Annotated in this window: 21 protein-coding genes; 8 read left to right on the top strand and 13 right to left on the bottom strand. The window is 67.3% G+C overall.

Annotated elements, in window-relative coordinates; all coding sequences use genetic code 11:
* Positions 1–11: 11 nt before the first annotated feature.
* From AC5P99_RS00305 to AC5P99_RS00315, 3 genes are read right to left on the bottom strand one after another with little or no spacing between them, the layout of a single operon-like run.
* The gene (locus tag AC5P99_RS00305; protein ID WP_005414448.1) at positions 12–644 is read right to left on the bottom strand and encodes a 2-hydroxychromene-2-carboxylate isomerase; all 633 of its coding nucleotides are present in this window, start codon (positions 642–644) and stop codon (positions 12–14) included.
* A gap of 20 nt (positions 645–664) precedes the next feature.
* On the bottom strand, positions 665–1,948 hold the full coding sequence (locus AC5P99_RS00310) for an amidohydrolase family protein (protein WP_285309643.1): 1,284 nt from the start codon (positions 1,946–1,948) through the stop codon (positions 665–667).
* Positions 1,948–3,357, bottom strand: a complete 1,410-nt coding sequence (locus AC5P99_RS00315) for an amidohydrolase (protein ID WP_005410994.1) — start codon at positions 3,355–3,357, stop codon at positions 1,948–1,950. Before AC5P99_RS00315 ends, AC5P99_RS00310 begins: the two co-directional genes overlap by 1 nt.
* 152 nt (positions 3,358–3,509) lie before the next feature.
* Between AC5P99_RS00315 and AC5P99_RS00320 the strand changes: the two genes are divergently transcribed.
* Entirely contained in the window at positions 3,510–4,286 is a 777-nt protein-coding gene (locus AC5P99_RS00320; RefSeq protein ID WP_005414446.1) for an AMP nucleosidase, read from the top strand.
* Positions 4,287–4,329: 43 nt separating this feature from the next.
* Complete coding sequence (locus AC5P99_RS00325; protein WP_005410992.1) at positions 4,330–4,869, top strand: DUF924 family protein; 540 nt, start codon at positions 4,330–4,332, stop codon at positions 4,867–4,869.
* 77 nt (positions 4,870–4,946) lie between these two features.
* On the opposite strand, the gene grxD is transcribed toward AC5P99_RS00325, so the two are convergent.
* Positions 4,947–5,873: a Grx4 family monothiol glutaredoxin gene (gene grxD / locus AC5P99_RS00330; RefSeq protein ID WP_033835209.1), complete on the bottom strand. Its 927-nt coding sequence runs from the start codon at positions 5,871–5,873 to the stop codon at positions 4,947–4,949.
* Between the two features lie 59 nt (positions 5,874–5,932).
* Between grxD and AC5P99_RS00335 the strand changes: the two genes are divergently transcribed.
* Complete coding sequence (locus tag AC5P99_RS00335) at positions 5,933–6,712, top strand: polysaccharide deacetylase family protein (protein ID WP_123959018.1); 780 nt, start codon at positions 5,933–5,935, stop codon at positions 6,710–6,712.
* 75 nt (positions 6,713–6,787) lie between these two features.
* Here AC5P99_RS00335 and AC5P99_RS00340 read toward each other — a convergent pair whose 3' ends face one another.
* From AC5P99_RS00340 to AC5P99_RS00350, 3 genes are read right to left on the bottom strand one after another with little or no spacing between them, the layout of a single operon-like run.
* A complete protein-coding gene (locus tag AC5P99_RS00340; RefSeq protein ID WP_123959016.1) occupies positions 6,788–7,504 on the bottom strand; it encodes a class I SAM-dependent methyltransferase in 717 nt (238 codons plus the stop codon).
* Positions 7,505–7,508: 4 nt separating this feature from the next.
* Positions 7,509–8,126, bottom strand: a complete 618-nt coding sequence (locus tag AC5P99_RS00345; protein ID WP_123959014.1) for an SGNH/GDSL hydrolase family protein — start codon at positions 8,124–8,126, stop codon at positions 7,509–7,511.
* Positions 8,127–8,128: 2 nt separating this feature from the next.
* Positions 8,129–9,403, bottom strand: a complete 1,275-nt coding sequence (locus AC5P99_RS00350; RefSeq protein WP_005414441.1) for a pyridoxal phosphate-dependent aminotransferase — start codon at positions 9,401–9,403, stop codon at positions 8,129–8,131.
* A 114-nt stretch (positions 9,404–9,517) separates the two neighbouring features.
* On the opposite strand from AC5P99_RS00350, the gene rsgA reads away from it, so the two are divergent.
* Positions 9,518–10,627 carry a ribosome small subunit-dependent GTPase A gene (gene rsgA / locus AC5P99_RS00355; protein ID WP_032129866.1) on the top strand — a complete coding sequence of 370 codons (1,110 nt, stop codon included), beginning with the start codon at positions 9,518–9,520 and terminating at the stop codon, positions 10,625–10,627.
* Positions 10,628–10,836: 209 nt separating this feature from the next.
* A complete protein-coding gene (locus AC5P99_RS00360) occupies positions 10,837–12,090 on the top strand; it encodes a flavohemoglobin expression-modulating QEGLA motif protein (RefSeq protein WP_108270529.1) in 1,254 nt (417 codons plus the stop codon).
* A gap of 430 nt (positions 12,091–12,520) precedes the next feature.
* On the opposite strand, the gene AC5P99_RS00365 is transcribed toward AC5P99_RS00360, so the two are convergent.
* From AC5P99_RS00365 to AC5P99_RS00390, 6 genes are all read right to left on the bottom strand, one after another.
* On the bottom strand, positions 12,521–14,818 hold the full coding sequence (locus AC5P99_RS00365) for a TonB-dependent receptor (protein WP_049396509.1): 2,298 nt from the start codon (positions 14,816–14,818) through the stop codon (positions 12,521–12,523).
* 160 nt (positions 14,819–14,978) lie between these two features.
* A complete protein-coding gene (locus AC5P99_RS00370; protein WP_049450563.1) occupies positions 14,979–15,521 on the bottom strand; it encodes a hypothetical protein in 543 nt (180 codons plus the stop codon).
* Positions 15,496–16,116: a hypothetical protein gene (locus AC5P99_RS00375; RefSeq protein WP_065426815.1), complete on the bottom strand. Its 621-nt coding sequence runs from the start codon at positions 16,114–16,116 to the stop codon at positions 15,496–15,498. The genes AC5P99_RS00370 and AC5P99_RS00375 overlap by 26 nt, the downstream gene beginning before the upstream one ends.
* Before the next feature lie 182 nt (positions 16,117–16,298).
* Positions 16,299–17,039, bottom strand: a complete 741-nt coding sequence (phbB, locus tag AC5P99_RS00380; protein WP_005414435.1) for an acetoacetyl-CoA reductase — start codon at positions 17,037–17,039, stop codon at positions 16,299–16,301.
* A 24-nt stretch (positions 17,040–17,063) separates the two neighbouring features.
* On the bottom strand, positions 17,064–18,392 hold the full coding sequence (locus tag AC5P99_RS00385) for a CitMHS family transporter (RefSeq protein ID WP_012481220.1): 1,329 nt from the start codon (positions 18,390–18,392) through the stop codon (positions 17,064–17,066).
* A 74-nt stretch (positions 18,393–18,466) separates the two neighbouring features.
* Positions 18,467–19,606 (bottom strand): OprO/OprP family phosphate-selective porin, encoded by a 1,140-nt coding sequence (locus tag AC5P99_RS00390; protein ID WP_005410980.1) that lies wholly within the window; start codon positions 19,604–19,606, stop codon positions 18,467–18,469.
* Positions 19,607–19,848: 242 nt separating this feature from the next.
* On the opposite strand from AC5P99_RS00390, the gene AC5P99_RS00395 reads away from it, so the two are divergent.
* From AC5P99_RS00395 to AC5P99_RS00405, 3 genes are read left to right on the top strand one after another with little or no spacing between them, the layout of a single operon-like run.
* Entirely contained in the window at positions 19,849–20,538 is a 690-nt protein-coding gene (locus tag AC5P99_RS00395) for a response regulator transcription factor (protein ID WP_019662067.1), read from the top strand.
* Entirely contained in the window at positions 20,531–21,922 is a 1,392-nt protein-coding gene (locus AC5P99_RS00400) for a sensor histidine kinase N-terminal domain-containing protein (protein WP_495212789.1), read from the top strand. The genes AC5P99_RS00395 and AC5P99_RS00400 overlap by 8 nt, the downstream gene beginning before the upstream one ends.
* A complete protein-coding gene (locus AC5P99_RS00405; protein ID WP_495212790.1) occupies positions 21,919–22,974 on the top strand; it encodes an ABC transporter substrate-binding protein in 1,056 nt (351 codons plus the stop codon). Before AC5P99_RS00400 ends, AC5P99_RS00405 begins: the two co-directional genes overlap by 4 nt.
* Positions 22,975–22,992: the final 18 nt, after the last annotated feature.

A 22,992-nucleotide genomic window follows, 5' to 3' on the forward strand; every position in this document is an offset into this window, starting at 1 on the left:
GCCACCCCTGTTCAGCGATCGCGCTGCACCGCCACCGGCAGGCTGTCCAGGCGTTGCCATTCGGGCTGCTGCAGCAGGGCAGGATCGGCCAGTACGGCCGCCATCAGCGGATGGGCGTCGTTGCCCCAGAACAGTTCCTGGTCGATGGCCAGGGTCGGGACCCCGAACACCCCGGCGCCGATTGCGGCCTCGGTGTTGCGCCGCAACTGTTCCTTGACCGCCGGGGCGGCGATGGCGCTGGCGACATCCTCGATGCCCAGCTGCGCACCCGGTTCGCGCAGGGCTTCGGCGCTGTCACCGGCATGGCCGTCGCGCCAGATCCAGTCGAACAGCACGTCCACCGCCTGTGCGCTGGCTCCGGCGGCCAGGCACAGGCGCAGCGCCGACAACGGATTGAACGGATGGCCGGGCGGGAAGCGCATCGGCGTGCCCTCGGCCTGCGCGGTCCATTGCAGCTGGCGGTACATGAAACGGCGCTTGGCCGGAATCTCGGCCGGCCCGAGATTGCCCAGGTGATGCAGCACCGCGCCGAAGGCGATCGGCACGGTCTGGATCTGCGCGAACTGCGGCAACTGTTTCAGCTTCTGCCAGTGCAGGTAGGAGTAGGGCGAGACGAAGTCGAAGTACCAGCGCAGGGTGGCCATGGTGGTGTCCTTCAATGCGGTCAGGGCTGCGCATTGCGCTGCAGGTAGCGATCACGCAGGTCGGTCTGGCGCGAGCGCATCGGCATCGCACGGCCGCCCAGCCAGACCTGTTCGGCATAGTGCGCCACGTCCAGCGGGTCGCCTTCCCACAGCACCAGGTCGGCGCGCTTGCCGGGCTCGATGCTGCCGATCTGGTCGGCCACGCCGAACGCCTGTGCGGGTACCCGGGTCAGCCCGGCCAGACCGTCAGCCCAGGGCAGGCCGTTGGCCACTGCATTGCCAGCCAGCTGGCGCATCTTGCGCGCGTTGTGGGTGGCATCGCCGCGCTGCACGAAAGAAACCGCCACGCCGGCACGCTGCAGGCGCGCGGCGTTTTCCAGGGTGGCACCGATCTGGTCGAAGCTGGCCGGCAGGTTGGCCAGCACGTCGACGAATACCGGCACGTGCGCAGCGGCCAGCTCCGGCGCGACCTGCCAGGCTTCGCTGGCACCGGCAATGGCGATCTTTACCTTCTCGCGTGTGGCCCAGCGCAGCAGCTGGCGGATGTCCGAGGCACGATCCACCTCCACCACGATGCGGCCCTGGCCGGCCAGGTAGCGACTGAGCGTACGGCGCCCGGCCGGGGTCAACAGCGCGTGCGGAGAATCCACAGCAACCTGGCCGCGTGCTTCGTCGACCATCTGTTGCAGCAGCATCCATTGCGCGGCGCGCGAATGGCCGGTCAGTTCGGAGGCGGCCGCGCCGATGCGCAGGAACAGGGCACGCGGTCCGATCGGGTCGGCGCTGCCGTCCAGCCGCATTACGCCGCCCTGGCCGGCCACGAAACCACCACCGGTGGCGGCCCCCAATGCAGTGAAGCCGATGCCTTCCAGGCGCGTGACCGGAATCAGCACCGAGGCCGGATTGTAGGCGAGGGTGACGTCGAATTCCGGGCGCAGCGGCTGCTCGCCGAGCTTCAACGAACTGTCCACCGTGCTCGATTCACCCGAGACCTCTTCGATGCCGGTTTCGGTGATGCCACCGAACAGGGCCGGGGTCAGCGGCCTGCCATTGGCTTCGACCACGGTCGCCCCGGCCGGCGCGGACAGGCCGGGGCCGACCGCGCGGATGATGCCACCCTGGACCAGCACATCGGCGTTGTGCAGGCTGCCGCGTGCGCTGGCCGTGTGCACCGTTGCGTTGCGCACCAGCAGGTCCTGTGCCTGTGCGGATGCGGAGATGCAGGCCAGCACCATGACAGTAGCGCCGAACCATGCTCGGCTGCCCTTCGCGGCAGACTGCGTCAACTGCTTGAGCACCACCATCAGCGCACCTCCTGGCCAAGCTGGAAATCAGAACGCGGCGTCGCTGCCGGTGCACTGCGGTCGTACAACCTGCGGCCATCAATGAAGACCTGCTCGGCCAGCGCATACGAACTGAAGGGGTTGCCGTTCCAGACCACCACGTCGGCCATCTTGCCGGCCTCCAGGGTGCCGGTCTGGCCTTCAATGCCCAGCGCCTTGGCGGCGTTGGCGGTCATCCAGGTGATGGCGTGTTCGGGCGTGATCTCCGGCATGCGCGCGCGGCGCGCGGACGCCATCACCTTGGCTGCTTCCTGGTTCAGGCGCTGGATGCCCTCGGGTGAATCGGAGTGGACGATGGCGCAGCTGTTCTTCGGCCGGTCGACCAGCGCGATGTTCTCCGGAATGCCGTCGAAGGCTTCCATCTTGAAGCCCCACCAGTCGGCCCACAGCGCACCGCAGACGCCGTCGGCGGCCAGCCTGTCGGCCAGCTTGTAGGCCTCCACGCCGTGGTGGAAGGCGGCTACCTTGAAGCCGAATTCCTTGGCCAGATCGAGCATGGTGGCCATCTCGTCGGCGCGGTAGCAGTGGATGTGCACGCGGATGTCGCCTTCGATCGCGCCGGCCAGTGTGTCCAGCTTGAGATCGCGCTTGCCGCCGGCATCACCGGCGCTGTCGCCCTTGTCGCTGCCGAACCAGCTCTTGCGCTTTGCCGGCTTGGGCTTGTTCTTGGCGATGTAGTCGGCGGCATCGATGAAGGCGGCACGATAGCCGGCCACGTTGCCCATGCGCGTGGCCGGGGTCACGCCCTTGCCCTCGCCATAGACCCGCTTGGGGTTCTCGCCGCAGGCCATTTTCAGGCCCCACGGCGCACCGGGGAACTTCATCGCCTGGTAGGTGATGGCCGGGACGTTCTTCAGCGTCACGCCGCGGCCACCGACAAGGTTGGCCGAGCCCGGCAGCACCTGCATGCTGGTCACGCCGCCGGCCAGCGCGGTGGCGAAGCCCGGGTCCTGCGGCCACACCGAGTGTTCGGCCCAGACGTTGGCGGTGACCGGTGCGGTCATCTCGTTGCCGTCGCTGTGCGCACCGACACCCGGGCTGGGATACACGCCCAGGTGCGAATGCACGTCGATCAGGCCCGGAGTGACCCACTTGCCCTGTGCATCAATGCGGGTGACGCCCGCATCGGCCTGCAGCTGGCGGCCGACGGCCACGATGCGGCCGTCGCGCAGCAGCACATCGGCGTTGTCCAGGCGCTGGCCGGTACCGGTCAGCACGGTGGCATTCTGGATCAGTACCGGCGCATCGGGATGGGCCTGGTAGGTGCTGGGGTAGGGATCGGCGACAAAGCGCGAGGCGCCCACCGCCGGAGCCGTACTCAATGAAAGCAGCGCCAGGGCCACCCCGGCGCGCAACAACGTCGATGCCATGCAGTTCCCCTTGCAACCTGGTCCAACCGCCGACGCTAGCCCGGTGATGGCGGGCTTGCCAAGTGACCTTCTTCACAGGACGGTCGACGGCGGCTCGACTGCACCGGCCGGGTGGCCGAAAATACCCGGTCCCCCGCCGTACCGGACCGCCCATGAAAAGCAAGCAGGAAATCGTCGACAACTGGCTGCCCCGGTATACCGGCGTGCCTCTGGACCAGTTCGGCCAGCACATCCTGCTGACCAACTTCGGCGGCTACCTGCATACCTTTTCCGAGCTGACCGGTGCGCCGGTCATCGGCCTGGACCGGCCGATGGCAAGCGCCACGATCGACGGCATCACCATGATCAACTTCGGCATGGGCAGCCCCAATGCCGCGATCATCATGGACCTGCTGTCGGCGGTGATGCCCAAGGCGGTGCTGTTCCTGGGCAAGTGCGGCGGCCTCAAGCGCAAGAACCAGCTGGGCGACCTGGTGCTGCCGATCGCTGCGATCCGTGGCGAGGGTACCTCGGGTGACTACCTGCCGCCGGAAGTGCCGGCGTTGCCGGCGTTCGCGCTGCAGCGTGCGGTCTCGACCATGATCCGCGACCTCGGCCACGACTACTGGACCGGCACCGTCTACACCACCAACCGCCGGGTCTGGGAACACGACGAGGCGTTCAAGGAGCGGCTGCGGGCGATGCGCTGCATGGCCATCGACATGGAAACCGCCACCGTGTTCGCCGCCGGCTTCGCCAACCACATCCCCAGCGGTGCGCTGCTGCTGGTGTCGGACCAGCCGATGATCCCCGATGGGGTCAAGACCGAAGCCTCCGATGCCAAGGTCAGCTCCCAGTTCGTGGAAAACCATATCCAGATCGGTATCGAGGCGCTTAAGCTTATCCGGCGCAACGGCAAGTCGGTCCGCCACCTGCGCTTCGACGAATGATGATGATGGCCTGGCGCGGCGCGCCGGCCCTGGGGAGTAGGTGATGGACGTTGCCGCGCAAGTGGTGGAATTCTGGAAGGAGGCGGGCCCCGCGAAGTGGTTCGCCCGCGACGACGCGTTCGACGCGCAGTTCCGCCAGTTGTTTCTGGATGAGCATTTCGCCGCCGCTTCGCGCGCGCGCGAACATTGGCTGGGCAGTGCCGAAGGGGCGCTGGCCCTGATGCTGCTGCTCGACCAGTTCCCGCGCAACTGCTTCCGGGGTACTGCCCATTCCTACGCCACCGATGGCCTGGCCCGGCATTACGCCATGCGCGCCATCGAGGAAGGCCTGGACCTGCAGCTGGTGCCGAAGCTGCGCGCCTTCATCTACCTGCCGTTCGAGCACTCCGAGGACCCGCTGGACCAGGACCGCTCGGTGGCGATGTTCGACGTGCTGGGTGACAAGGAATACCTGCAGTACGCCGAACTGCACCGCGACATCATCCGCCGCTTCGGTCGTTTCCCGCATCGCAATGCCGTGCTCGGTCGCTTCCCCACGGCGGAAGAACTGGATTACCTGGCCGAAGGCGGGTTCGCCGGCTAAGAAAAAGGGGACGGAGGGGATTAAGTCGTTTATGGCGCAAACGACTTAATCCCCTCCGTCCCCTTTTTCAGGGCCGATCAGTACTTCGGCACGCCGTTGTCCACTTCTTCCGACCAGGCGTTGATGCCGCCGGTGACGTTGAACACCTTGGTGAAGCCCAGTGCACGGAACTGCTCGGCAGCCTGTGCGCTGCGGCCGCCGTGGTGGCACATGAAGGCCAGTGCGGTGTCCTTCGGCAGGGCCTCCAGCTCCGCACGGCCGTTGCCGTCGAAGCTCTTGAACGGCACGCCCACGGCGGCGATCTCGCGCTCCTCGGCCGGGCGCACGTCCACCAGTGTGATGTTGCCGGCACGCACCAGGTCATCGGCATCACGCACGCTGATTTCCTGCACCGGCTTGGGTGCGTTCGGATTGTCGATGGCCAGGCCCTTGCCGCGGATGTCGTCCACCCAGTCGATGGTGATGCCGTTGGCGCGACGCGCGCTGGCCAGGTCGAACTGCACGCGCAGGCCGTTGGACTCGGCAGCGATCGCGCCTTCGTCGTGCGGGGCCAGCTGGAAATTCGGCTGGAAGCCGGCGTCGATGCTCAGCTGCAGGGCAGCGCCCGGAGCATCGGCCAGCGCGCCCTTGAGCATTTCCACGGCGGCCGGGGTGACGGTGATGCTCGGCGGGGTGCGGTCCGGTGCGGCCAGGCCCAGCACGCTGCTCAGCTCGCCGCTGGCGGCCATCTGCAGCACGATGTCGCTGCCACCTACCAGTTCGCCGTCGATGTACAGCTGCGGGATGGTCGGCCAGTCGCCGTAGGCCTTGATGCCTTCACGGATTTCCTGGTCGGCCAGCACGTTGACGTGGGCGAACTCGACGCCGAGATCCTGCAGGGCGCCCACGGCCTTGGCCGAGAAACCGCACTGCGGCATCGACGGCTGGCCCTTCATGAACAGCACGACGCGGTTGGCGTTGAGGATGGATTCGATGCGCGAACGCAGGGCGGGATCGAGGGACATGGACGTCGGGTTTCCGGGAATTCGAATCATCAATTCTACCCCTCATGGCATCATGGGGGATGAGCAACGCAGGAACATTGCATCGCATCCCGACCCGGCCCTGGCGCTGGCTGCCCTGGCTGGTGGCGTCGCAGTTGGCCGTGATCCTGGCATGGGTACTGGCAGGCTGGCACTGGGGCCTGCCGCTGATGGTGGCCAGCCACGCGCTGTTCATGGTGCCGATATTCCTGCCCAACAGCCGCTTCTACGCACCGGTGCTGAGCCGGTTGCCAGAGACCGGCAACAGCGTCTGGCTGACGATCGATGACGGCCCCGGCCCGGAAACCCGCGCCGTGCTCGACCTGCTGGACCGCCACCACGCGCGTGCGACCTTCTTCCTGGTGGGGGACCGTGCGCTGGCGCAGCCGGAACTGGTGGCCGAGATCCTGCGCCGTGGCCACGACCTGGGCAATCACAGTCTCAGCCACCCGCAGGCCCGCTTCTGGCGCCTGGGACCAGCGGCGATGCGGGCCGAGATCGAAGGCTGCCAGCATGCATTGCAGGCCCTGAGCGGGCATCCGGTGCGCTGGTACCGCTCGGTGGTGGGCATGACCAACCCGTTCGTGGCGCCGGTGTTGAAGGCACTGGGCCTGGTGCGCGTGGGCTGGAGTGCCCGCGGTTACGACGGTGTCGGCTGCACGCCGGAGGGCGTGCTGGCGCGGCTGCTGCCCGACCTGCAGCCAGGAGCCATCGTGCTGCTGCATGAGGGCGCCGCCCACGGCCACAATCTGGCGATCATCGAGCGCGTGCTGCAGGCGCTGGACGAGCGCGGCTTGAAGGCGCAGCTGCCTACCGGCTGACACGTATGGGGTAGCGCCGGGCCGTGCCCGGCGAATGCCACAGGTGGCGCTGCGCTCGCCGGGCATGGCCCGGTGCTACCGGTTCCGGTGCGCCACCAGCAGCCAGCTGTTGAAGGGGGTACGCCCGTGCAGCGGCCGAGGGGCGGTTACCTGCAATCCGGCTTCGGCAAGCGTCGTCTGCAGCACCTCTGGATCGGGGTAGTGGCGCGGCCGCGTGCCCATCCAGCCGACCAGCCAGGCCAGCCGGTCCGCCACCCGCGTGGTGCGGTCGCGGCCATCGCCGGTGGCCAGCGGCGTGCGCAGCAGCAGGCAGCCGCCGCGGGCCACCTGTGCGCTGGCCGCGCGCAGCAGTGCCTGCTGCGGGACCGCGTCCAGGTATTGCAGTACGTCCAGCAGCAGGACGTGCCCGGCCTGCGCCGGCAGTGGTGCCTGCACGTCCACGCAGTCGAAGCGCACGTCATGCAGGTCGGCGGCAGCACGTTGCGCGCGGGTGATCTTGCCGGCATCCACGTCCACGCCCAGGTAGCGCTGGGTGCCGCCGCGCTGGCGCAGTACATGGGCGAACAGGCCCAGCCCGCAGCCGAGGTCCAGCACCGGCTGCCCGTCATCGGGCAGATGCTGCAGCACGCCGTCGTACAGCGGATCGCTGCCGAGCTTGCCGCGGGTGTAGTAGTAGTCGCGGCGGCTGCCCCAGGCCTGCACCGGGCGGAAGGCCTCGGCAATCAAGCGGGCCTGCGGGGCCGTCAGGGGAGTGCAGGGCAGGGGCGGGCCGTTCCGTGGCGTGCCGTCCATCGCCTCAGTCCGTGCCGCCGAGCAGGTGCGTGGCCACCGGAAGGGCGCGTGCGCTCCACAGCGCGTACATCCGCGCCGAAGGGTGCAGGCCATCCTCGGCGATCATCGTCGGGTCTTCGCCCTGTGCGCGGCTGATATCGGTGATGTCGACGAAGGCCACGCCCTGCTGGGTGCTGATCACCTCGGCTGCCGCGTTGAACTCGTCGGTCTCGATCTCGATCGCGGCCAGGTCGCGGCCACTGCCTGCGCCGAAAGGGGTCGCGCCCCAATCGGGGAAGGACAGCACCAGCACGCGGCCGGCATCACCGCCAGCAAAGCCGATCGCCCGCTGCAGAAGCGCCAGGAACTGGCTGCGGTATTCGTCCAGCGGACGCCCGCGGTACTGGTTGTTGACGCCGATCAGCAGGCTGACGAAATCGAACGGCCCCTGCGGCGCAGCCGCATCGATGCCCGCATCGAGTTCGTCGGTGGTCCAGCCGGTGGTCGCAATGGTCTGCGGATCGGACAGCTCAATGCCCTGCGCACGCAGCGTGGCGGCCAGCTGGTGCGGCCAGCGGCCTTCGACTGCAACCGCTTCACCGATGGTGTACGAATCGCCCAGCGCCAGGTAGGACAGCGCCACGCTCAGGCCACCGAACGGCGCGGCTTCAGCGGCACGACCTTGGTCGCGTCCTCGGCACGCCGCGCCAGCACGCGGTCGATGCGCGCGAACACATCGCGCATCACCGAGGCCTCCGGCATCAAGGTCACGCGGAAATGATGGCGGTAGGGCACGTTGAAGCTCGAGCCCGGCACCACCAGCACGCCTTCGTTGTTCATCAGGTCCAGTGCGAAGTTGTGGTCGTCGAAGCCCTTCGCAGCGGCGCCGACCACGGCCGGGAACGCGTACAGCGCGCCGGCCGGCGCGACCAGCGACAGATGTTCGCTGGCTTCGCAGGCCTCGATGACCGCGCGGCGGGTTTCATACAGGCGGCCGCCCGGCGTGCACAGCTCGGAAATGGTGTCCGGACCGTTCACCGCGGCCTCGATGGCGTACTGGCCAGGCACGTTGGCGCACAGGCGCAGCGCGCCCAACAGGTCCAGTGCCGCGCGGAAGTCACCCAGGCGGGCATCGTCGCCGCTGAGGTGGGCCCAGCCCACGCGCCAGCCGCAGGCGCGGTGCACCTTGCTCAGGCCGCTGAAGGTCAGGCACGGATGATCACCGGCCAGCGGCGCGACCGGCTGGAACACCGCGTCGTCGTACAGGATCTGGTCGTAGATCTCGTCGACCAGCAGCAACAGGTTGTGGCGGCGTGCGATCTCGACCACGCGCTCCAGCAGTTCGCGCGGGTAGCTGGCGCCGCTGGGGTTGTTCGGATTGATCAGCACGATGGCGCGGGTGCGCGAGGACACCAGCGTCTCGATCTCGCTCGGGTCCGGCTGGAAGCCGTTCTCCGGTGCGCAGCGGTAGTACACCGGACGGCCATCGTTGAGGATGGTCGAGGCCGACCACAGCGGGTAGTCGGGCGAGGGCACCAGCACTTCATCGCCCGGGTTGAGCAGCGCACGCAGCGACAGGTCGATCAGCTCGCTGACGCCATTGCCGAGGAAGACACGGTCAGGGTGCGCATCGGGCGCGCCACGACGGGCGTAGTAGCTGGCGATGGCTTCGCGCGCCACCGGCAGGCCCTGCTGGTGCGTGTACGGGTCGGTGCGGCCCATGTCGTCAGCGATCGCACGCTGCAGGTGCTCCGGCGCGCGGAAGCCGAAAGCGCCCGGATTGCCGATGTTGAGCTTGATCAGCTTGCGGCCCTGCGCCTCCAGCTCCCGGGCTCGCCGCGCCAGTTCTCCGCGGATTTCGTAGCGCACCTCGGAAAGGCGCTCGCGGATGGCCAGGGGCTTGGGCGAGTTGGTGGACATGGGAGCTGGGCCGTCAAAAGGCATGGGGCTTCCATCCTACCGGAATTGCTGCAATGCATGGCAAGGGCGCCGGGCCCGTCATTGCTGGGCTGGCAGGGCGCCGGCACAGGTAGAATGGCGGCGATGACCCAGACCCCCGATTTCATCGCCCTGCAGACCATCGGCTGGCCCTGGCCGGGCCCGGCGCAGCAGGCCGACTGGCAGGCCGCGATGGCCGCACATCCGCAGGCCCGCCCGGCACGGGTGATCGAACAGCACCGCACCCACTACGTGGTGGCCGATGGCCCGGACGCGTCGATCAAGGCCGAGTCGCTGCCGGAATGGCAGCGCCCGCGCTTCCCCAGCCATGAACGGCCGGCGGTGGGTGACTGGGTGCTGCTCGATGGCATCCGCATCGTCGCGCTGCTGCCACGCCGCACCGCGATCAAGCGAGGCGCCGCCGGCGAGCATTACCACCAGCAGGTGATCGCAGCCAACATCGATACGGTGTTCATCGTCTGCGGCCTGGATGCCGACTTCAATCCGCGCCGCATCGAGCGTTACCTGCTGCTGGTCGGCGGTGGCGGTGCCGAGCCGGTGGTGGTGCTGACCAAGGCTGACCAGACCGAGTACAGCGAAGACGCGCTGGCGGTGCTGGAGGAGCTGGAGATGCAGGGCATCGCGCTGCATGCGATCAACGGCCTGGATGCCGACAGCGTGGCGGTGCTGCAGCCGTGGCTGGGCCCGGGCCGCACGGTGGTGCTGGTGGGCTCGTCCGGTGCCGGCAAATCCACGCTGACCAACACCCTGCTGGGCGAGCAGCGGATGAAGACCAACGCGGTGCGCGCCAACGATTCGCGCGGACGCCACACCACCACGCACCGCGCGCTGATGCCGCTGCCGACCGGCGCCTGCCTGATCGACACCCCCGGCATGCGCGAGCTGAAGCCGACCGGCGAAGAGACGCTGTCCGAAGGCGGCTTCGCCGATATCGAAGCGCTGGCCGCACAGTGCCGTTTCAACGACTGCAAGCACCAGCAGGAACCGGGCTGTGCCGTACGCGCAGCGATCGAAGCAGGTGAGATCGAAGAGAGCCGGCTGCTCAACTACTTCAAGCTGAAGGAAGAAGTGGCCGCCGCCGCCGCCAAGCTGGCGGTCCGCCAGGCCGAGACCGCGCAGGAGCGTGGCGGCAAGAAGGGCAAGGGCCAGCAGTTCCGCCCGGCCGGCAAGCCGCGTAGGCGCTGATCGGTACCGCGGGGTCGGATCCCATTGCACCGCAATGGGCGCTGACCCCTGCAATGACCCCGCCTCTGTCTGCTTCGGGCGGGTGCCAACTGCCCGCTCCTGATAGGTGCCAACCCTGGTTGGCACGGGTGTGTCCGAAGCCCGCCGTCGGCGGACGCCAACCAACGTTGGCACCTACCAAAGCAAGGGCAGGGCGCTATAGTCCGCGCATGGAACCGACTGCGACGCTGGACCGTGACGTGGCCCACCATGCAGCGCTCGATGCGCGCCTGGTCGAGGCCGTGGGAGGCATCCGCCTGCTGGGCCTGACCAGTTGGCCGGCAACGGTGCAGGCACCGTTTCTGGACAGCTTGGCACGTGGTCAGCCGGTGCTGCCGAAGGTGGATTACCCACGGCTGGACTTCAGCGAAGAACGTCGCGCGCTGGCCGCGATCGCCGCCGATTGCGACGACAGCCACCCACTGGGCCACTACGTGCGACAGTCGGCGCAGAGCTGGGACCTGGCCGCGCAGCTGCTGGAAGGGCTGGGCACCGCGGCGGTCGATACCTGTTCGGTGCAGCTGTTCGGCGCACCCGAGCAGCCGCTGCCGGGCAATGGCCCGAGCACGCGCGAAGCAGCGCGCCACTTCATCCAGATTGCCGCCGAACTGGACCACGAACTGCTGGCGCCGGAAGAGCAGGTGCCAGTGTCGGCCATCGCCCTGCAGCTGCAGCTGCAGAACGACCTGGATGCCTTCTTCGAATCGCGCATCATCCAGGTACAGCTCGACCCGGAACTGGTGTCCAAGGCGGCTGCCGGTCCGACCCGTATCCGACTGCGCACCAGTGCCCGCTTCAGTGCCTACGACCGCGCGCAGCTGTTCCACCACGAAGCGCTGGTGCATTCGCTGACCGCATTGAACGGCCGCGAACAGCCGGTGCTGCCGAGCCTGGCATTGTCCTCGCCACGGGTGACCGCCACCCAGGAAGGTCTGGCCACCTTCGCCGAGCAGATCACCGGCAGCATCGACATCGAGCGCCTCAAGCGCATCAGCCTGCGTACCGAAGCAATTGCGATGGCACGCGAAGGCGCCGATTTCATCGAAGTGTTCCGCTATTTCTGCGATGCGGGGCAGAACGCAGAGGAGAGTTTCGCCTCGGCACAGCGCGTGTTCCGCGGCGTGCCGCCGAGTGGCGGCCTGGCCTTCACCAAGGACACGGTGTACCTGCGCGGCCTGGTGTCGGTGCACACCTTCTTCCGCCACATGCTGGCCGAGGACCGCCTGCAGGTCTGTCGCTGGTTGTTCGCCGGCAAGATGAGCCTGACCGATGCGATCGCGTTCGCGCCGTTGTTCGAGGCGGGGGTGCTGAAGCCTCCGCGCTGGCTGCCGCACTGGGTGAGCCGGGCGAATGGCCTGGCCGGGATGCTGGCGTTCTCGCTGTTTGCCAACCGGATACGGATGGACCAGCTGGCGCCGGAATGAAATGCGTTGGCGGATCCTCCTGCGCCTGCCTGCTATCGGCTGGGAGGAGGCGGGGCACCCTGGTCAGGACACGCAAAAGCCCCTCCATGGTGCTCGATGGCGCCATCCATGGCGCCAACGGTCCTGACCAGGGTGCCCCGCCTCCTCCAGACAATTTCCTGCGGGCGCGGCAGCAGGTCCACCAGAGGGATTGCGCTTGAAAAGCAAAGAGCCGGGCATTGCCCGGCTCTTTGCTTTTGCTCTTGCTTTCCATTGCCTCCGCGCCGGCGCGGGGAACTGTCCAGCGGGGGTAGGCAGGCCCATGCAGGACCGTGAGGCGCATGGATGCGCCGATCGAGCCCCCATGGATGGGTTTACGGCGTGTCCTGCATGGGCCTGCCTACCCACGCCATGCAGGAACAATCAACGCGCTGCAGCGCCCGCTTTCGATTTAGAACTCCGCCGCCACCGTCATGAACAACTGCCGCGGTGCGCTCGCATGGATCGCATAACGCGTGCCCTTCGGATCAGTCGGTGCGAACGAACTCAGCTGGCCGGCATAGCGCTTGTTGGTCAGGTTGGTCGCATTCAACGACACCCGCACGTTGCGCAGGCCCAGGCCGGGGCCGAAGTCGTAGCCCGCACCGGCGTCGAAGGTGGTCACGCCCGGCACCGACTGGTCGTTGGTGTAGGTGTAGTAGCGCTTGCCGGTGTACTTGGCACGCAGGCTGGCGAAGAAACCGTCGCGGTTCCAGCTGATCTCACTGGAGGCCATGCGCTGCGGCGTATCCACCGTGATCTTGCCGGCCACCGGAACGATGGCGCCGCCCGAGGTGTAGTCATCCTCGTAGGTGGTCTTGTTCCAGGACAGCGCGTTGTACCACTGCAGGCCGTCGATCGGCTTGAGGATGAAGGTCAGTTCCGCGCCGTAGCTCTTCACCGAACCGACGTTGATGAAGCGCGTCACGCACTCCGGACGCGTGCCGACTTCGATGCTCGAGCACGGGTTCAACGACAGCAGGCGGTTGTCGAACTTCACGTTGTAACCCGCGATCGACGCCTGGTACTTCTCGCCGAAGGTACGGAAGCCGGCTTCCAGGCTCTTGGACTTCTCCGGCTCCAGGCCAGCGCTGGCCGCGAACGATTCCGGCGACACCTGCAGCGGGCCGCCGCTGCCACCGCCGACGAAGGCGGCGATGTTTTCGGCGTACGAGGCGAACAGCTCGTTGTTGGCGTTGAGCTTGAAGCCCAGGCCCACCTGCGGCAGCACCGATTCCTTGGCGGTCAGCGTGCCCGAGGCGATGCTGGTTTCCACGCCCGGCTGGGCGGTGGCACGCATGCGGGTGTTCGGGCTCTTGATGCCCACGTCCACGGTCAGGCGCTGGTCCAGGAAGCGCATGCGGTCCTGTACGTAGAACTGGCGCGTGCGGATGTCGAAGTCCTGGTTGAACAGCAGGCGATCAGGATTCTTCAGGTACAGGTCGTCCAGGAACGGGCCACTGATGTAGTAGAAGTTGCGCGAGACGTTGTGGTCGTTCTGCTCATACCACAGGCCGGCTTCCAGTTCGTGGATGCCCACCGTCCACGACAATGCGGCGGTCAGGCCATCGCGGTTGATCGTGTAGTTGGTGCTGCGGATCGAGATCGGCAGCATCCTGTCGGTGCCCGGGTAGGACGGCTGGCCCGGTGCCCACCAGTGGCCCTGGCCACGGTTGTCGTGGTGGTAGGCCAGCAGCTTCAGGCGGCCCTGCTCGCCCAGGCGCAGGTCGGCATCGACCGAATAGAGATTGTCGTCGCGCAATGCGCGGCTCTGGTAGTAGGCATCGTCGATGCTGTTGACGCCGCCGCTGAACTTGCAGCGTGCCTTGTTGTAGGTGCCCGGCGCGCAGTACGCAGCGGCGACGGCGCGATCCCAGTCCGGCGCGTAGATGTTCCAATCCCAGCCCAGGCCACGCGCCAGCATGTCCTTGGACAGGTAGGCGTAGTTGGCCTGGCTGGCGCGCGAGGTGGCCACGAACGCACCGAAGCGGTGGTCGCCGACATTCCACACTGCCTTGGCGTTGAACTGGCGGGTGGTCTGGTTCTGGTAGGGCGCGGCCCACATGTCCTGGTCCTGGTGCACGCCGGACACATAGGCTGAGAAGCCGTTGATGTCACCGGTATCCACGCGCAGGTAGCCACGGCGCTGGCTGTTGTCGCCGACGGTGACGCTGGCGCGGCCACCGAACTCGGTGGACGGGTCCATCGAGAAGTACTGGATGGTGCCGCCCAGGTTGCTGGTCGAGGCCACGCCCAGCGAACCGATGCCCTGCGACAGCTCGGCACCGGCCAGGTTCTCGGCGATGATCGCGCGGGCGATGCTCAGGCCGTTGTAGTTGCCGTAGCTGTTGTCGCCCAGCGGGATGCCGTCCAGCGTGTAGCCGAGGCGGCTCTTGTCGAAGCCGCGCAGGCTGATGGTCTGCGATTCTTCGTTGGCGCCGAAGGCATCGTTGGACTGCACCGACACGCCCGGCAGGCGGTCGAGGATCTTCTGGCCGCTGGTGCCCGGCGGCAGCACCTGCTTGTCGACGGTGGTGATGCGCTGCACCTGGCGGGTCTCGCCCTGGCCGATCACGGAGACGGTATCCAGCGTCTGCGCGCTCAGCGCGGCATCGGTGCTGGCGCCGGTATCGGCGGCGGTGGCGGCATGGGCGCTGGTGGCGGCGGAGAGCGCGATCGCCACGGCGATCGTCAGGTGTCGGGTCTGCATGGTGGTCCGTTGCATTGGGGGTGGTCACCGGCACGCGTGCGCGGTGCATGGCCACTATGCGAACGGAACATGAAACCTTCTTTACGGAAAACCAACGAACGGTGCAGGGCAGTGGTGCGTGTCCTGCAACATGTTCGTCATGGTGGTAGGCCGGTGGGAATCAGAAGCGCTCCCCAGGCCAGCTCAATTTGAGCTGGTCCATGCAGTCACGGTCATGTTCGGAGAATGAGAACCCGATCTGGATGCCGTTCACTACTGTGCCGAACACCGTCGACTCGTCCAGGCTATGCCCTGACGGCACGGAAAGGACATTGAAGTCGGGGTAGCGACGACCCATCTGCTTTCGCGAGATGCAGGCGCCGCTCAGCCGCAGCGTAATGCCTTTGATGATTCGCCCCGACGCGTCGGTGTAGATCTGGCCAGAGGGCCCCTTGATCCTCCCAGCGACCGCGAATGGCGCCAGATCGATGGTGGCGCTGTCGCCCCGGCCCATTCTTGCTTCCGAACGCGAGCCGGCCGGAGCCAGGGGTGACAGCTGCGCGACAAGGTCAGAGCGTGACAGCTGCAAGGACCAGCGCTCCACGAGCCGCCAGGTTGCATCCGCCTCTTCCGCAGTGGCAGCGGACGTGGCTGCTGTTGCAGAACCGGCAACCAACAGGCTCAGGATCAGAAGAAGTTCAGGGACGGGCTGCGATCGCTTCATCGTAGATTCTTCCGTAGAAGTCGTTGTAGTTCTCGCCGGTGGTTGAAGTTACGTTGTTGTCGCAGAACAGCTTACCTACCTGCCGGTCCAGGTCTTCACCGCCGGCATCGGCCTGTGCGATGAGGCCAGGACCGTTGGACGCAGCTACGCCGATGTCGTAGTACCCCAGGCTGGTCACCAGAAGCTCACTGCGCGCGGTGAGGTTGTTGAGTACCGCTTTCCCCTCCATGGTGCAGAAGTGCTGGATGAACGCACCTCGGGTGCTCAAGGCGATACCTTCGAAATACAGTGCGTGTCCCACTTCATGGGCAATGGCTGCGATCCGGAAGTAATAGCCTGCAATGTCGGAGGAATCGCAGTCGAAGGACTGGATGTAGATCCGGATGGGATCGCGATTGGTATAGGACGCGGGAGCCCAGGCGAAGGTCCACTCCGGATGGCCGGTGATCTGCGCGTCGAGCGTGGGCGCGCCTGGGATCAGCCAGTCGGGGCAGCCCAGGCCCGTGATCACCCGCATAGGCGGGGGCTCCGCGCGGGTCGGTGTCGCCAGCAGCGTAGTGGCGACCACGAGAAGCGCAATCAGCAATGCACGCATGCCAACCTCCTTGATCCGCGATTCCAGCCGTTCATCCATCGGGCTCGGCGAGCGCTGGCAGCTATAGCACCGGTTCTGCCGATGTATCGGGAAGTGCGTCTCAGAAATGCAGAAACAAAAGGGGCCGGATCACCTTCACAACTGAAGGTGATCCGGCCCCCGCGCACTCCGTGGGGGAGGGCTCAACCCATGTACAGGCCACCGTTGACCGCGTAGTCGGCACCGGTCACATACGAGGCTTCATCCGACGCCAGCCACGCGCACAGGCCGGCCACTTCCTCGGGGCGGCCCAGGCGGCGAACCGGCACCGAGGCAGCCAGCCGGTCCAGTACATCCGGCGGGAAACTGCTGATCGCCTGGCTGGCGATGTAGCCCGGCGACAGCGTGTTGACGGTGACCCCGCGCGACGCAACTTCGGCAGCCAGCGCACGGCTGAAGCCATGCATCGCGGCCTTGGCGGTAGCGTAGTTCACCTGGCCGATCTGGCCCTTGTGGGCACTGACCGAACCGATGTTGATGATGCGGCCCCAGCCCCGCGTGGCCATGCCGTCCACCACCTGCTTGGTCAGGTTGAACAGCGCGTTGAGGTTGGAGGCGATCACCGCGTTCCAGTCCTCCACCGTCATCTGCCGGAACAGCAGGTCGCGGCTGCCGCCGGAATTGTTGACCAGTACATCCACCTCGCCGACTTCGGCGCGGACCTTGGCGAACGCCGCGCTGGTCGAGGCCCAGTCCGTCGCGTTGCCTTCGGAGGCGATGAAGTCGAAGCCCTGTTCGCGCTGCTCGCGCAGCCAGTTGGCCTTGCGCGGCGAGTTCGGCGCGCAGCCGGCAACCACGGTGTGGCCGCTGCGGGCCAGGCTCTGGCAGATGGCAGTGCCGACACTGCCCATTCCACTGGTGACGTAAGCGATTCGAAGCGTCATTGCAGAAGGCTCCTTGGCAAAGGGTCAGGCGGCGAGGGGATACAGGCCGAACAGCAGGCTGCCGACCATCAGCAGCATCGAGATGGCGATGGCCCACTTCAGGGTGAACTTCTGGTGGTCGGCGAATTCGACCTTGGCCAGGCCCACCAGCAGGTAGGTGGACGGCACCAGCGGGCTGAGCAGGTGCACCGGCTGGCCGGCCAGCGAGGCGCGTGCCATTTCCACCGGGGTGATGCCGTAGTTGCCAGCGGCCTCGGACAGGATCGGCAGCACGCCGAAGTAGAACGCGTCGTTGGACATGAAGAAGGTGAACGGCATCGACGCCACCGCCGTGATCACCGCCAGGTACGGGCCCCACGATTCCGGAATCACCGCCAGGAAGCTGTGTGACATCGCTTCGACCATGCCGGTGTTGTTGAGGATGCCGGTGAAGATGCCCGCGGCGAAGATCAGCGACACCACCGACAGCACGTTGCCGGCATGGTTGACCACGCGGCGGCGCTGCTCGGCCAGGTTCGGATAGTTGATCACCAGGGCGATGGCGAAGCCGACCATGAACAGCACCGGCATCGGCAGCACGCCGATGATCAGCGCGGTCATCAGTGCCACGGTCAGCGCCAGGTTCACCCACAGCAGCTTCGGGCGCTTGATGTCTTCGGCGTCTTCCACGGTCGGCAGCGGGTTGCTGTCATCGGACACGCTGTTGTCCATCCAGCTGCCGCCCTTGGGCAGGGTCACCACGCCGAGGCGTCGGCGTTCCTTCAGGCCCAGGTACCAGGCCAGCAGCAGCACGCCGGCACAGGCGATCACCATCGACGGGATCAGCGGCACGAACACGTCGGCCGGGTCCACGTGCAGCGCGGTGGCCGCGCGTGCGGTCGGGCCGCCCCACGGGGTCAGGTTCATCACGCCGCCGGCAAGGATGGTCACGCACGTCATGTTCAGCGCGTTCATGCCCAGCCGCTGGTACAGCGGCAGCATCGCCGAGACGGTGATCATGTAGGTGGTCGAGCCATCGCCGTCGAGCGAGATCAGCATCGCCAGCACCGCGGTGCCAAGCACGATCTTCATCGGATCGCCCTTGACGAAGCGCAGGATCACCCGCACCAGCGGATCGAACAGGCCGGCGTCGATCATCACCCCGAAGTAGAGGATGGCGAACATCAGCATCACGCCGGTCGGCGCGATCTTCTTGATGCCCTCCAGCATCATCTCGTCGATGCCGGCACCGAAGCCACCGATCAGCGCGAACAGGATGGGAATGGTGATCAGGGCGACGAGCGGCGACAGGCGTTTGCTCATGATCAAGTACATGAACGTAATGACCATGCCAAAGCCGAGGATGCTCAGCATCATCTGCGGACTCCTTGCGAAAACAGGACGTGGGGAGTGGAAGGGGCCCGGGCGGAATGCCCGGAATGTCGGGCCTAGAAGTCGTACTGCAGGCGGCCGGTGACCGCGCGCGTGCGGTCCACCGTCACCCCGGCCAGGCGATCACGGTTGCGGCTTTCGATCACGTTGAGCATGAAGCGCAGGTTGTCGCGCAGGTACCAGTTGCCACCCAGCGTCCAGGCTTCGGTGCTGCCGCGACGCAGGTCCGGCGCACCGTCGAGATGCTGCGCGCCCCACATCTGGTCGTAGCGCAGCGCCACTTCGAAAGCACCGGCCTTGTGCCGGATGTCCTTCACCCGCGCGAATCGACCGGTCTTGCGGTCGTAGGCACGGCTTTCGCCGGTGACGAACCAGCTGAGCATGCCGTAGGCCGCCATTACATCGCCGCGCTGCGCGCCGTCGTCGAAGGTGGCGCCACTGAACTCGCCCTGCCACGACAGCGGGCCGCGCACCTGCGCGTATTCCAGCGACCACTTGTTGACGTCGGTATCGCGGCCGGCGGAGAAGTCGACCAGGGTCAGGCGGCTGTTGTCGGACAGATGGCCGGCCGGGCGCGGGCGGATGCGCAGGCCGGGCACGCCGTTGGCGCCGGGATTGTCGTAGGCCTCGCGGGCCAGCGACAGGCCCAGGTGCAGCACGTCGCCATCGCTGGGCGAGGGCGCCCAGGTGACGCGGCCACCGGCAGCGCGACCCTTCACCTGCCAGGCGTCGATGCTCTCCAGGCTGTAGAGGCTGGCCGCCCAGGTGAAGTCACCGGGGTTGGCCTGCCAGGACGCACCCAGGCGGTACAGCGGCGCCAGCGTGGTGCCGGCGTTGCCGCGCTCCAGGAAGCTGCCGTAGTTGGAGCTGGTACGGTCATCCAGCGAGAAGTACTGCTTGAACTGGCCCACGGTCAGCTTGCCGGCCTTGCCGAAGCTGCGTGCCAGGTACACGTCCTTGGCCTCGACGCGGTCGCCGGAGAAATCGGCTTCCAGCTTGTAGTCGACCACGAAGAACTTGCCGGACACGTCAACCCACGCACGGCGGATTTCGGTGTCGTCCTTGTTCGGGGTGCCCCGGTTGTCGTTGTCGAAGGTGGCGAAGTCCAGGTGCAGGCGACCACCGAGGGTGGCGGTGACCGGACGGTCGTCTTCGGCGGCGAAGGCCGGCGCCGACAGGGCAGCCAGCGCCATCATGGCGGCAGGGCGCCGCCAGGCAAACGTGAATTCCACAAACCCTCCCAGGTGCGCGCCAGGCGCGCGGCAATCGTGGGCACCGGACGGTGCGCGGCCGCAGTCTGGGTCGCGCAAGCTGTCATCGTCCTGTCAACGGATTGTGCGGTGCAGCGTAAAGCGGCCCGCTGCCACCTCCGGGCGGGGCGCGGCGAGCGCGGCAGCGGCATGCGGTAGCATTCGTTTCCCTTCCCACCCCCGTGCCCATGCGCCTGCTGCTGGTCGAAGACAACCCGGATCTGGCCGATGCGATCATCCGCCGCATGCGCCGCAGTGGGCATGCCGTGGACTGGCAGGCCGATGGCCTGGCGGCGGCCAGCGTGCTGCGCTACCAGAGCTTCGACCTGGTGGTGCTGGATATCGGCCTGCCCAAGCTCGATGGCCTGCGCGTGCTGGCCGGCATGCGCGAGCGCGGCGACAGCACGCCAGTGCTGATGCTGACCGCGCGCGATGGCATCGAAGACCGCGTGCAGGCGCTGGATGTCGGCGCCGACGACTACCTGGGCAAACCGTTCGATTTCCGCGAGTTCGAAGCACGCTGCCGCGTGCTGCTGCGGCGTGCGCGTGGGCAGGCCAGCGAAGTGGTGCAGATCGGCGGCTTCCAGTTCGATAACGCCGCGCACCGGGTCAGCCTCGACGGTGAACCGATCGAACTGCCCAACCGCGAATATCGGTTGCTGGAGATCCTGGTCGGCCGCCTCGGCCAGGTGGTCGGCAAGGACGAAATCGGCAACGGCCTGTTCGGCTTCGACGACGAAGCCGGTCCGAATGCCATCGAACTGTATGTGGGTCGCCTGAGAAAGAAGCTGGCAGGCGCACCGCTGCGCATCACCACGGTGCGCGGCGTTGGCTACCTGCTGGAAGCCAGTGACGGCAGCGCCGACGCCGATGGCTGACGCGCGTACCGTGAATGCCGCACCGGGCTCGCTGCGGCGCACGTTGCTGCTCTATCTTGGCGCGTTGCTGGCGGTGTTCGCGGTGGCCCTGCTGTTTGCCGCGCGCGGCTATGGCCAGCGCGCCGCCAACCGTTCCTACGATCACCTTCTGGTGTCCTCGGCGTTGTCCATTGCCGATTCGGTGGCCCTGGTCGATGGCCAGTGGCAGGTCGATCTTCCCTATGCCGCGCTGGACCTGCTGGCGATGGCCCCGGAAGACCGTGTGTTCTATCGGGTCGCCGACAGTCGCGGCAACCTGATCACCGGCTACGGCGACCTGCCGGCGCCACCGCGCCGGCCCGGCACGCAACCGCAGCTGTTTGATGCGGCGTACAGCGGCGAGACCGTGCGCTTCGTGGTGGTCGGCCGCAGTTTCGCCGCCGCGTCGGCGCAGGGCGAGGTGCAGGTGCAGGTCGGCCAGACCCGGCGTGCACGTGAAGCGGTTGCGCAGGACATGGTCAACCGTGCATTGCTGGCGATCGGTGTGCTGTCCGGGCTGCTGCTGGCGCTGGTGGCCTTTGGCGTGCATCGCGCGTTCCGGCCATTGGTGCGGGTGGAACACGAGCTGTCGCGCCGCGAGCCGTCCGATCTGAAACCGCTGGATGCGCGCGTGCCGCGCGAGATGGACCAGATGGTGGCGGCGTTGAACCGCTTCATGGAACGACTGTCCAGCAGCAACGAGACCTTGCGCGCGTTCATGGCCGAGGCCGCGCACCAGATGCGTACGCCGTTGGCTGCCCTGCGCGCGCAGGCACAGCTGGCGCTGGATGACGACGACCCCGAGGACATGCGGCGCAGCCTGCAGGCGATCGAACGCAATGCCACCCACATGAGCCGGTTGCTGAACCAGCTGCTCAGCGATGCCAGCGTGATCCATCGCTCGCATCTGCAGCGCTTTGCAGCGGTGGACCTGGCCGAGACCGTGCACCAGGCCCTGCATGAGGCACTGCCGCAGGCCGGCCCGGCACCGCGCGTACAACTGGCGATGACCGCCGAACCCGTGCAGGTGCACGGTGATGCGCTGCTGCTGCGCGAGGCGATCAAGAACCTGGTCGACAACGCACTCAAGTACGGCGGTGACGGTCCGTTGCAGATCGCATTGACCGTGGAAGGCGGGCAGGCCGTGCTGACCATCGCCGACCACGGTGCCGGCATCGCGGCCGCCGATGCCGAGCGCGTATTCGAGCGCTTCGCCCGTGGCGAAGGCGCGCCGTCCGGCGGCGCCGGGCTTGGCCTGGCCATCGTCAAGCGCGTGGTCGACAGCCATGGCGGTCGCATCGACCTCAGCAACCGTCCGCAGGGCGGGCTGGTCGCCACCATCCGCCTGCCCCGGAGCACTCCATGATCCGCCTGTTCGCTGCTGCCGTTGCCTTGCTGCTGGCCCTGCCGGTGCTTGCAGCACCGGGCGACGTGCGCCGCTTCCCGGCCCAGGCAAAGGCCACTGCGCAGCTGCGCATCCACGGCACCACCGACATCGAAGTGTTCGCGGTAGTGATTGCCGACTACCAGCGGCTGTACCCCGGCACTGAGGTGGTGTACGAGGACATCATCACCCAGGACCTGTACGCGCGGTACCTGCACGACCGCGGCGGACCGGCATCGCCGGACCTGCTGATCTCCAGCGGCATGGACCTGCAGACCAAGCTGGTCAACGACGGCCACGCGCTGCCGCATCGTTCGGCGCAGACCGCTGCGCTACCGGCCTGGGCGCAGTGGCGCAACGAGGCCTTCGGCATCAGCTACGAGCCGGTGGTAATGGTCTACAACACCCGCGCACTGCCGGCTGCGAAGGTGCCGCACACGCGTCGGCAACTGCTGGACCGGTTGCGCGCGGAGGGGGCACCGCTGCGCGGCAGGGTCGGTACCTATGACATCGAGCGCAGCAGTGTCGGCTACCTGTTGTCTACCCAGGATGCACAGCGTGGCAGCATCGCCGGCGCGTTGCTGGGCGCGCTGGGCGACAACGACGTGATGCGCGAAGAGCGCACCGGTGTTCTGCTGGACAAGGTCGCCAGCGGACAGCTGTCGCTGGTCTACAACGTGCTCGGCTCCTACGCGCAGGCGCGCATCGACGCGGGTGCGCCGCTGGCGATCGTCGAGCCCGAGGACTACACGCTGGTGGTGCTGCGTACCGCGGTGATTCCACGCACCGGCCCACACCCGGAAGAAGCCCGGCGCTTCCTCGACTACCTGTTGTCGCCACGTGGCCAGCAGGTGCTGTCGCGCGAGGCACGGCTGATGCCGATCGTGACCGGCAACGCACGTGGCGACGATGCGCCCGGCCGCAGCCGCCGCCCGATCCAGCTCGGCCCGGGCCTGCTGGTGTACCTGGACGCGCTCAAGCGCCGCCAGTTCCTGGACGCCTGGCGCAGCAGCGTGGAGCCGGCGGGGCGCTGAGGCTCCGGCCTGCCCGTA

The organism is Stenotrophomonas sp. YJH_SMC_80, assembly GCF_059372495.1.

Excerpts from the sequence above, each read along its gene's own strand:
- AC5P99_RS00335 (WP_123959018.1), top strand. The coding sequence starts at position 5,933 with ATGAGCAACGCAGGAACATTGCATCGCATCCCGACCCGGCCCTGGCGC.
- AC5P99_RS00395 (WP_019662067.1), top strand. The coding sequence starts at position 19,849 with ATGCGCCTGCTGCTGGTCGAAGACAACCCGGATCTGGCCGATGCGATC.
- AC5P99_RS00325 (WP_005410992.1), top strand. The coding sequence starts at position 4,330 with ATGGACGTTGCCGCGCAAGTGGTGGAATTCTGGAAGGAGGCGGGCCCC.
- AC5P99_RS00310 (WP_285309643.1), bottom strand. The coding sequence starts at position 1,948 with ATGGTGGTGCTCAAGCAGTTGACGCAGTCTGCCGCGAAGGGCAGCCGA.
- AC5P99_RS00360 (WP_108270529.1), top strand. The coding sequence starts at position 10,837 with ATGGAACCGACTGCGACGCTGGACCGTGACGTGGCCCACCATGCAGCG.
- AC5P99_RS00375 (WP_065426815.1), bottom strand. The coding sequence starts at position 16,116 with ATGCGTGCATTGCTGATTGCGCTTCTCGTGGTCGCCACTACGCTGCTG.
- AC5P99_RS00400 (WP_495212789.1), top strand. The coding sequence starts at position 20,531 with ATGGCTGACGCGCGTACCGTGAATGCCGCACCGGGCTCGCTGCGGCGC.
- AC5P99_RS00305 (WP_005414448.1), bottom strand. The coding sequence starts at position 644 with ATGGCCACCCTGCGCTGGTACTTCGACTTCGTCTCGCCCTACTCCTAC.
- AC5P99_RS00365 (WP_049396509.1), bottom strand. The coding sequence starts at position 14,818 with ATGCAGACCCGACACCTGACGATCGCCGTGGCGATCGCGCTCTCCGCC.
- phbB (WP_005414435.1), bottom strand. The coding sequence starts at position 17,039 with ATGACGCTTCGAATCGCTTACGTCACCAGTGGAATGGGCAGTGTCGGC.
- AC5P99_RS00370 (WP_049450563.1), bottom strand. The coding sequence starts at position 15,521 with ATGAAGCGATCGCAGCCCGTCCCTGAACTTCTTCTGATCCTGAGCCTG.
- AC5P99_RS00350 (WP_005414441.1), bottom strand. The coding sequence starts at position 9,403 with ATGTCCACCAACTCGCCCAAGCCCCTGGCCATCCGCGAGCGCCTTTCC.
- AC5P99_RS00405 (WP_495212790.1), top strand. The coding sequence starts at position 21,919 with ATGATCCGCCTGTTCGCTGCTGCCGTTGCCTTGCTGCTGGCCCTGCCG.
- AC5P99_RS00340 (WP_123959016.1), bottom strand. The coding sequence starts at position 7,504 with ATGGACGGCACGCCACGGAACGGCCCGCCCCTGCCCTGCACTCCCCTG.
- AC5P99_RS00390 (WP_005410980.1), bottom strand. The coding sequence starts at position 19,606 with ATGATGGCGCTGGCTGCCCTGTCGGCGCCGGCCTTCGCCGCCGAAGAC.
- AC5P99_RS00315 (WP_005410994.1), bottom strand. The coding sequence starts at position 3,357 with ATGGCATCGACGTTGTTGCGCGCCGGGGTGGCCCTGGCGCTGCTTTCA.
- grxD (WP_033835209.1), bottom strand. The coding sequence starts at position 5,873 with ATGTCCCTCGATCCCGCCCTGCGTTCGCGCATCGAATCCATCCTCAAC.
- rsgA (WP_032129866.1), top strand. The coding sequence starts at position 9,518 with ATGGCGGCGATGACCCAGACCCCCGATTTCATCGCCCTGCAGACCATC.
- AC5P99_RS00385 (WP_012481220.1), bottom strand. The coding sequence starts at position 18,392 with ATGCTGAGCATCCTCGGCTTTGGCATGGTCATTACGTTCATGTACTTG.
- AC5P99_RS00320 (WP_005414446.1), top strand. The coding sequence starts at position 3,510 with ATGAAAAGCAAGCAGGAAATCGTCGACAACTGGCTGCCCCGGTATACC.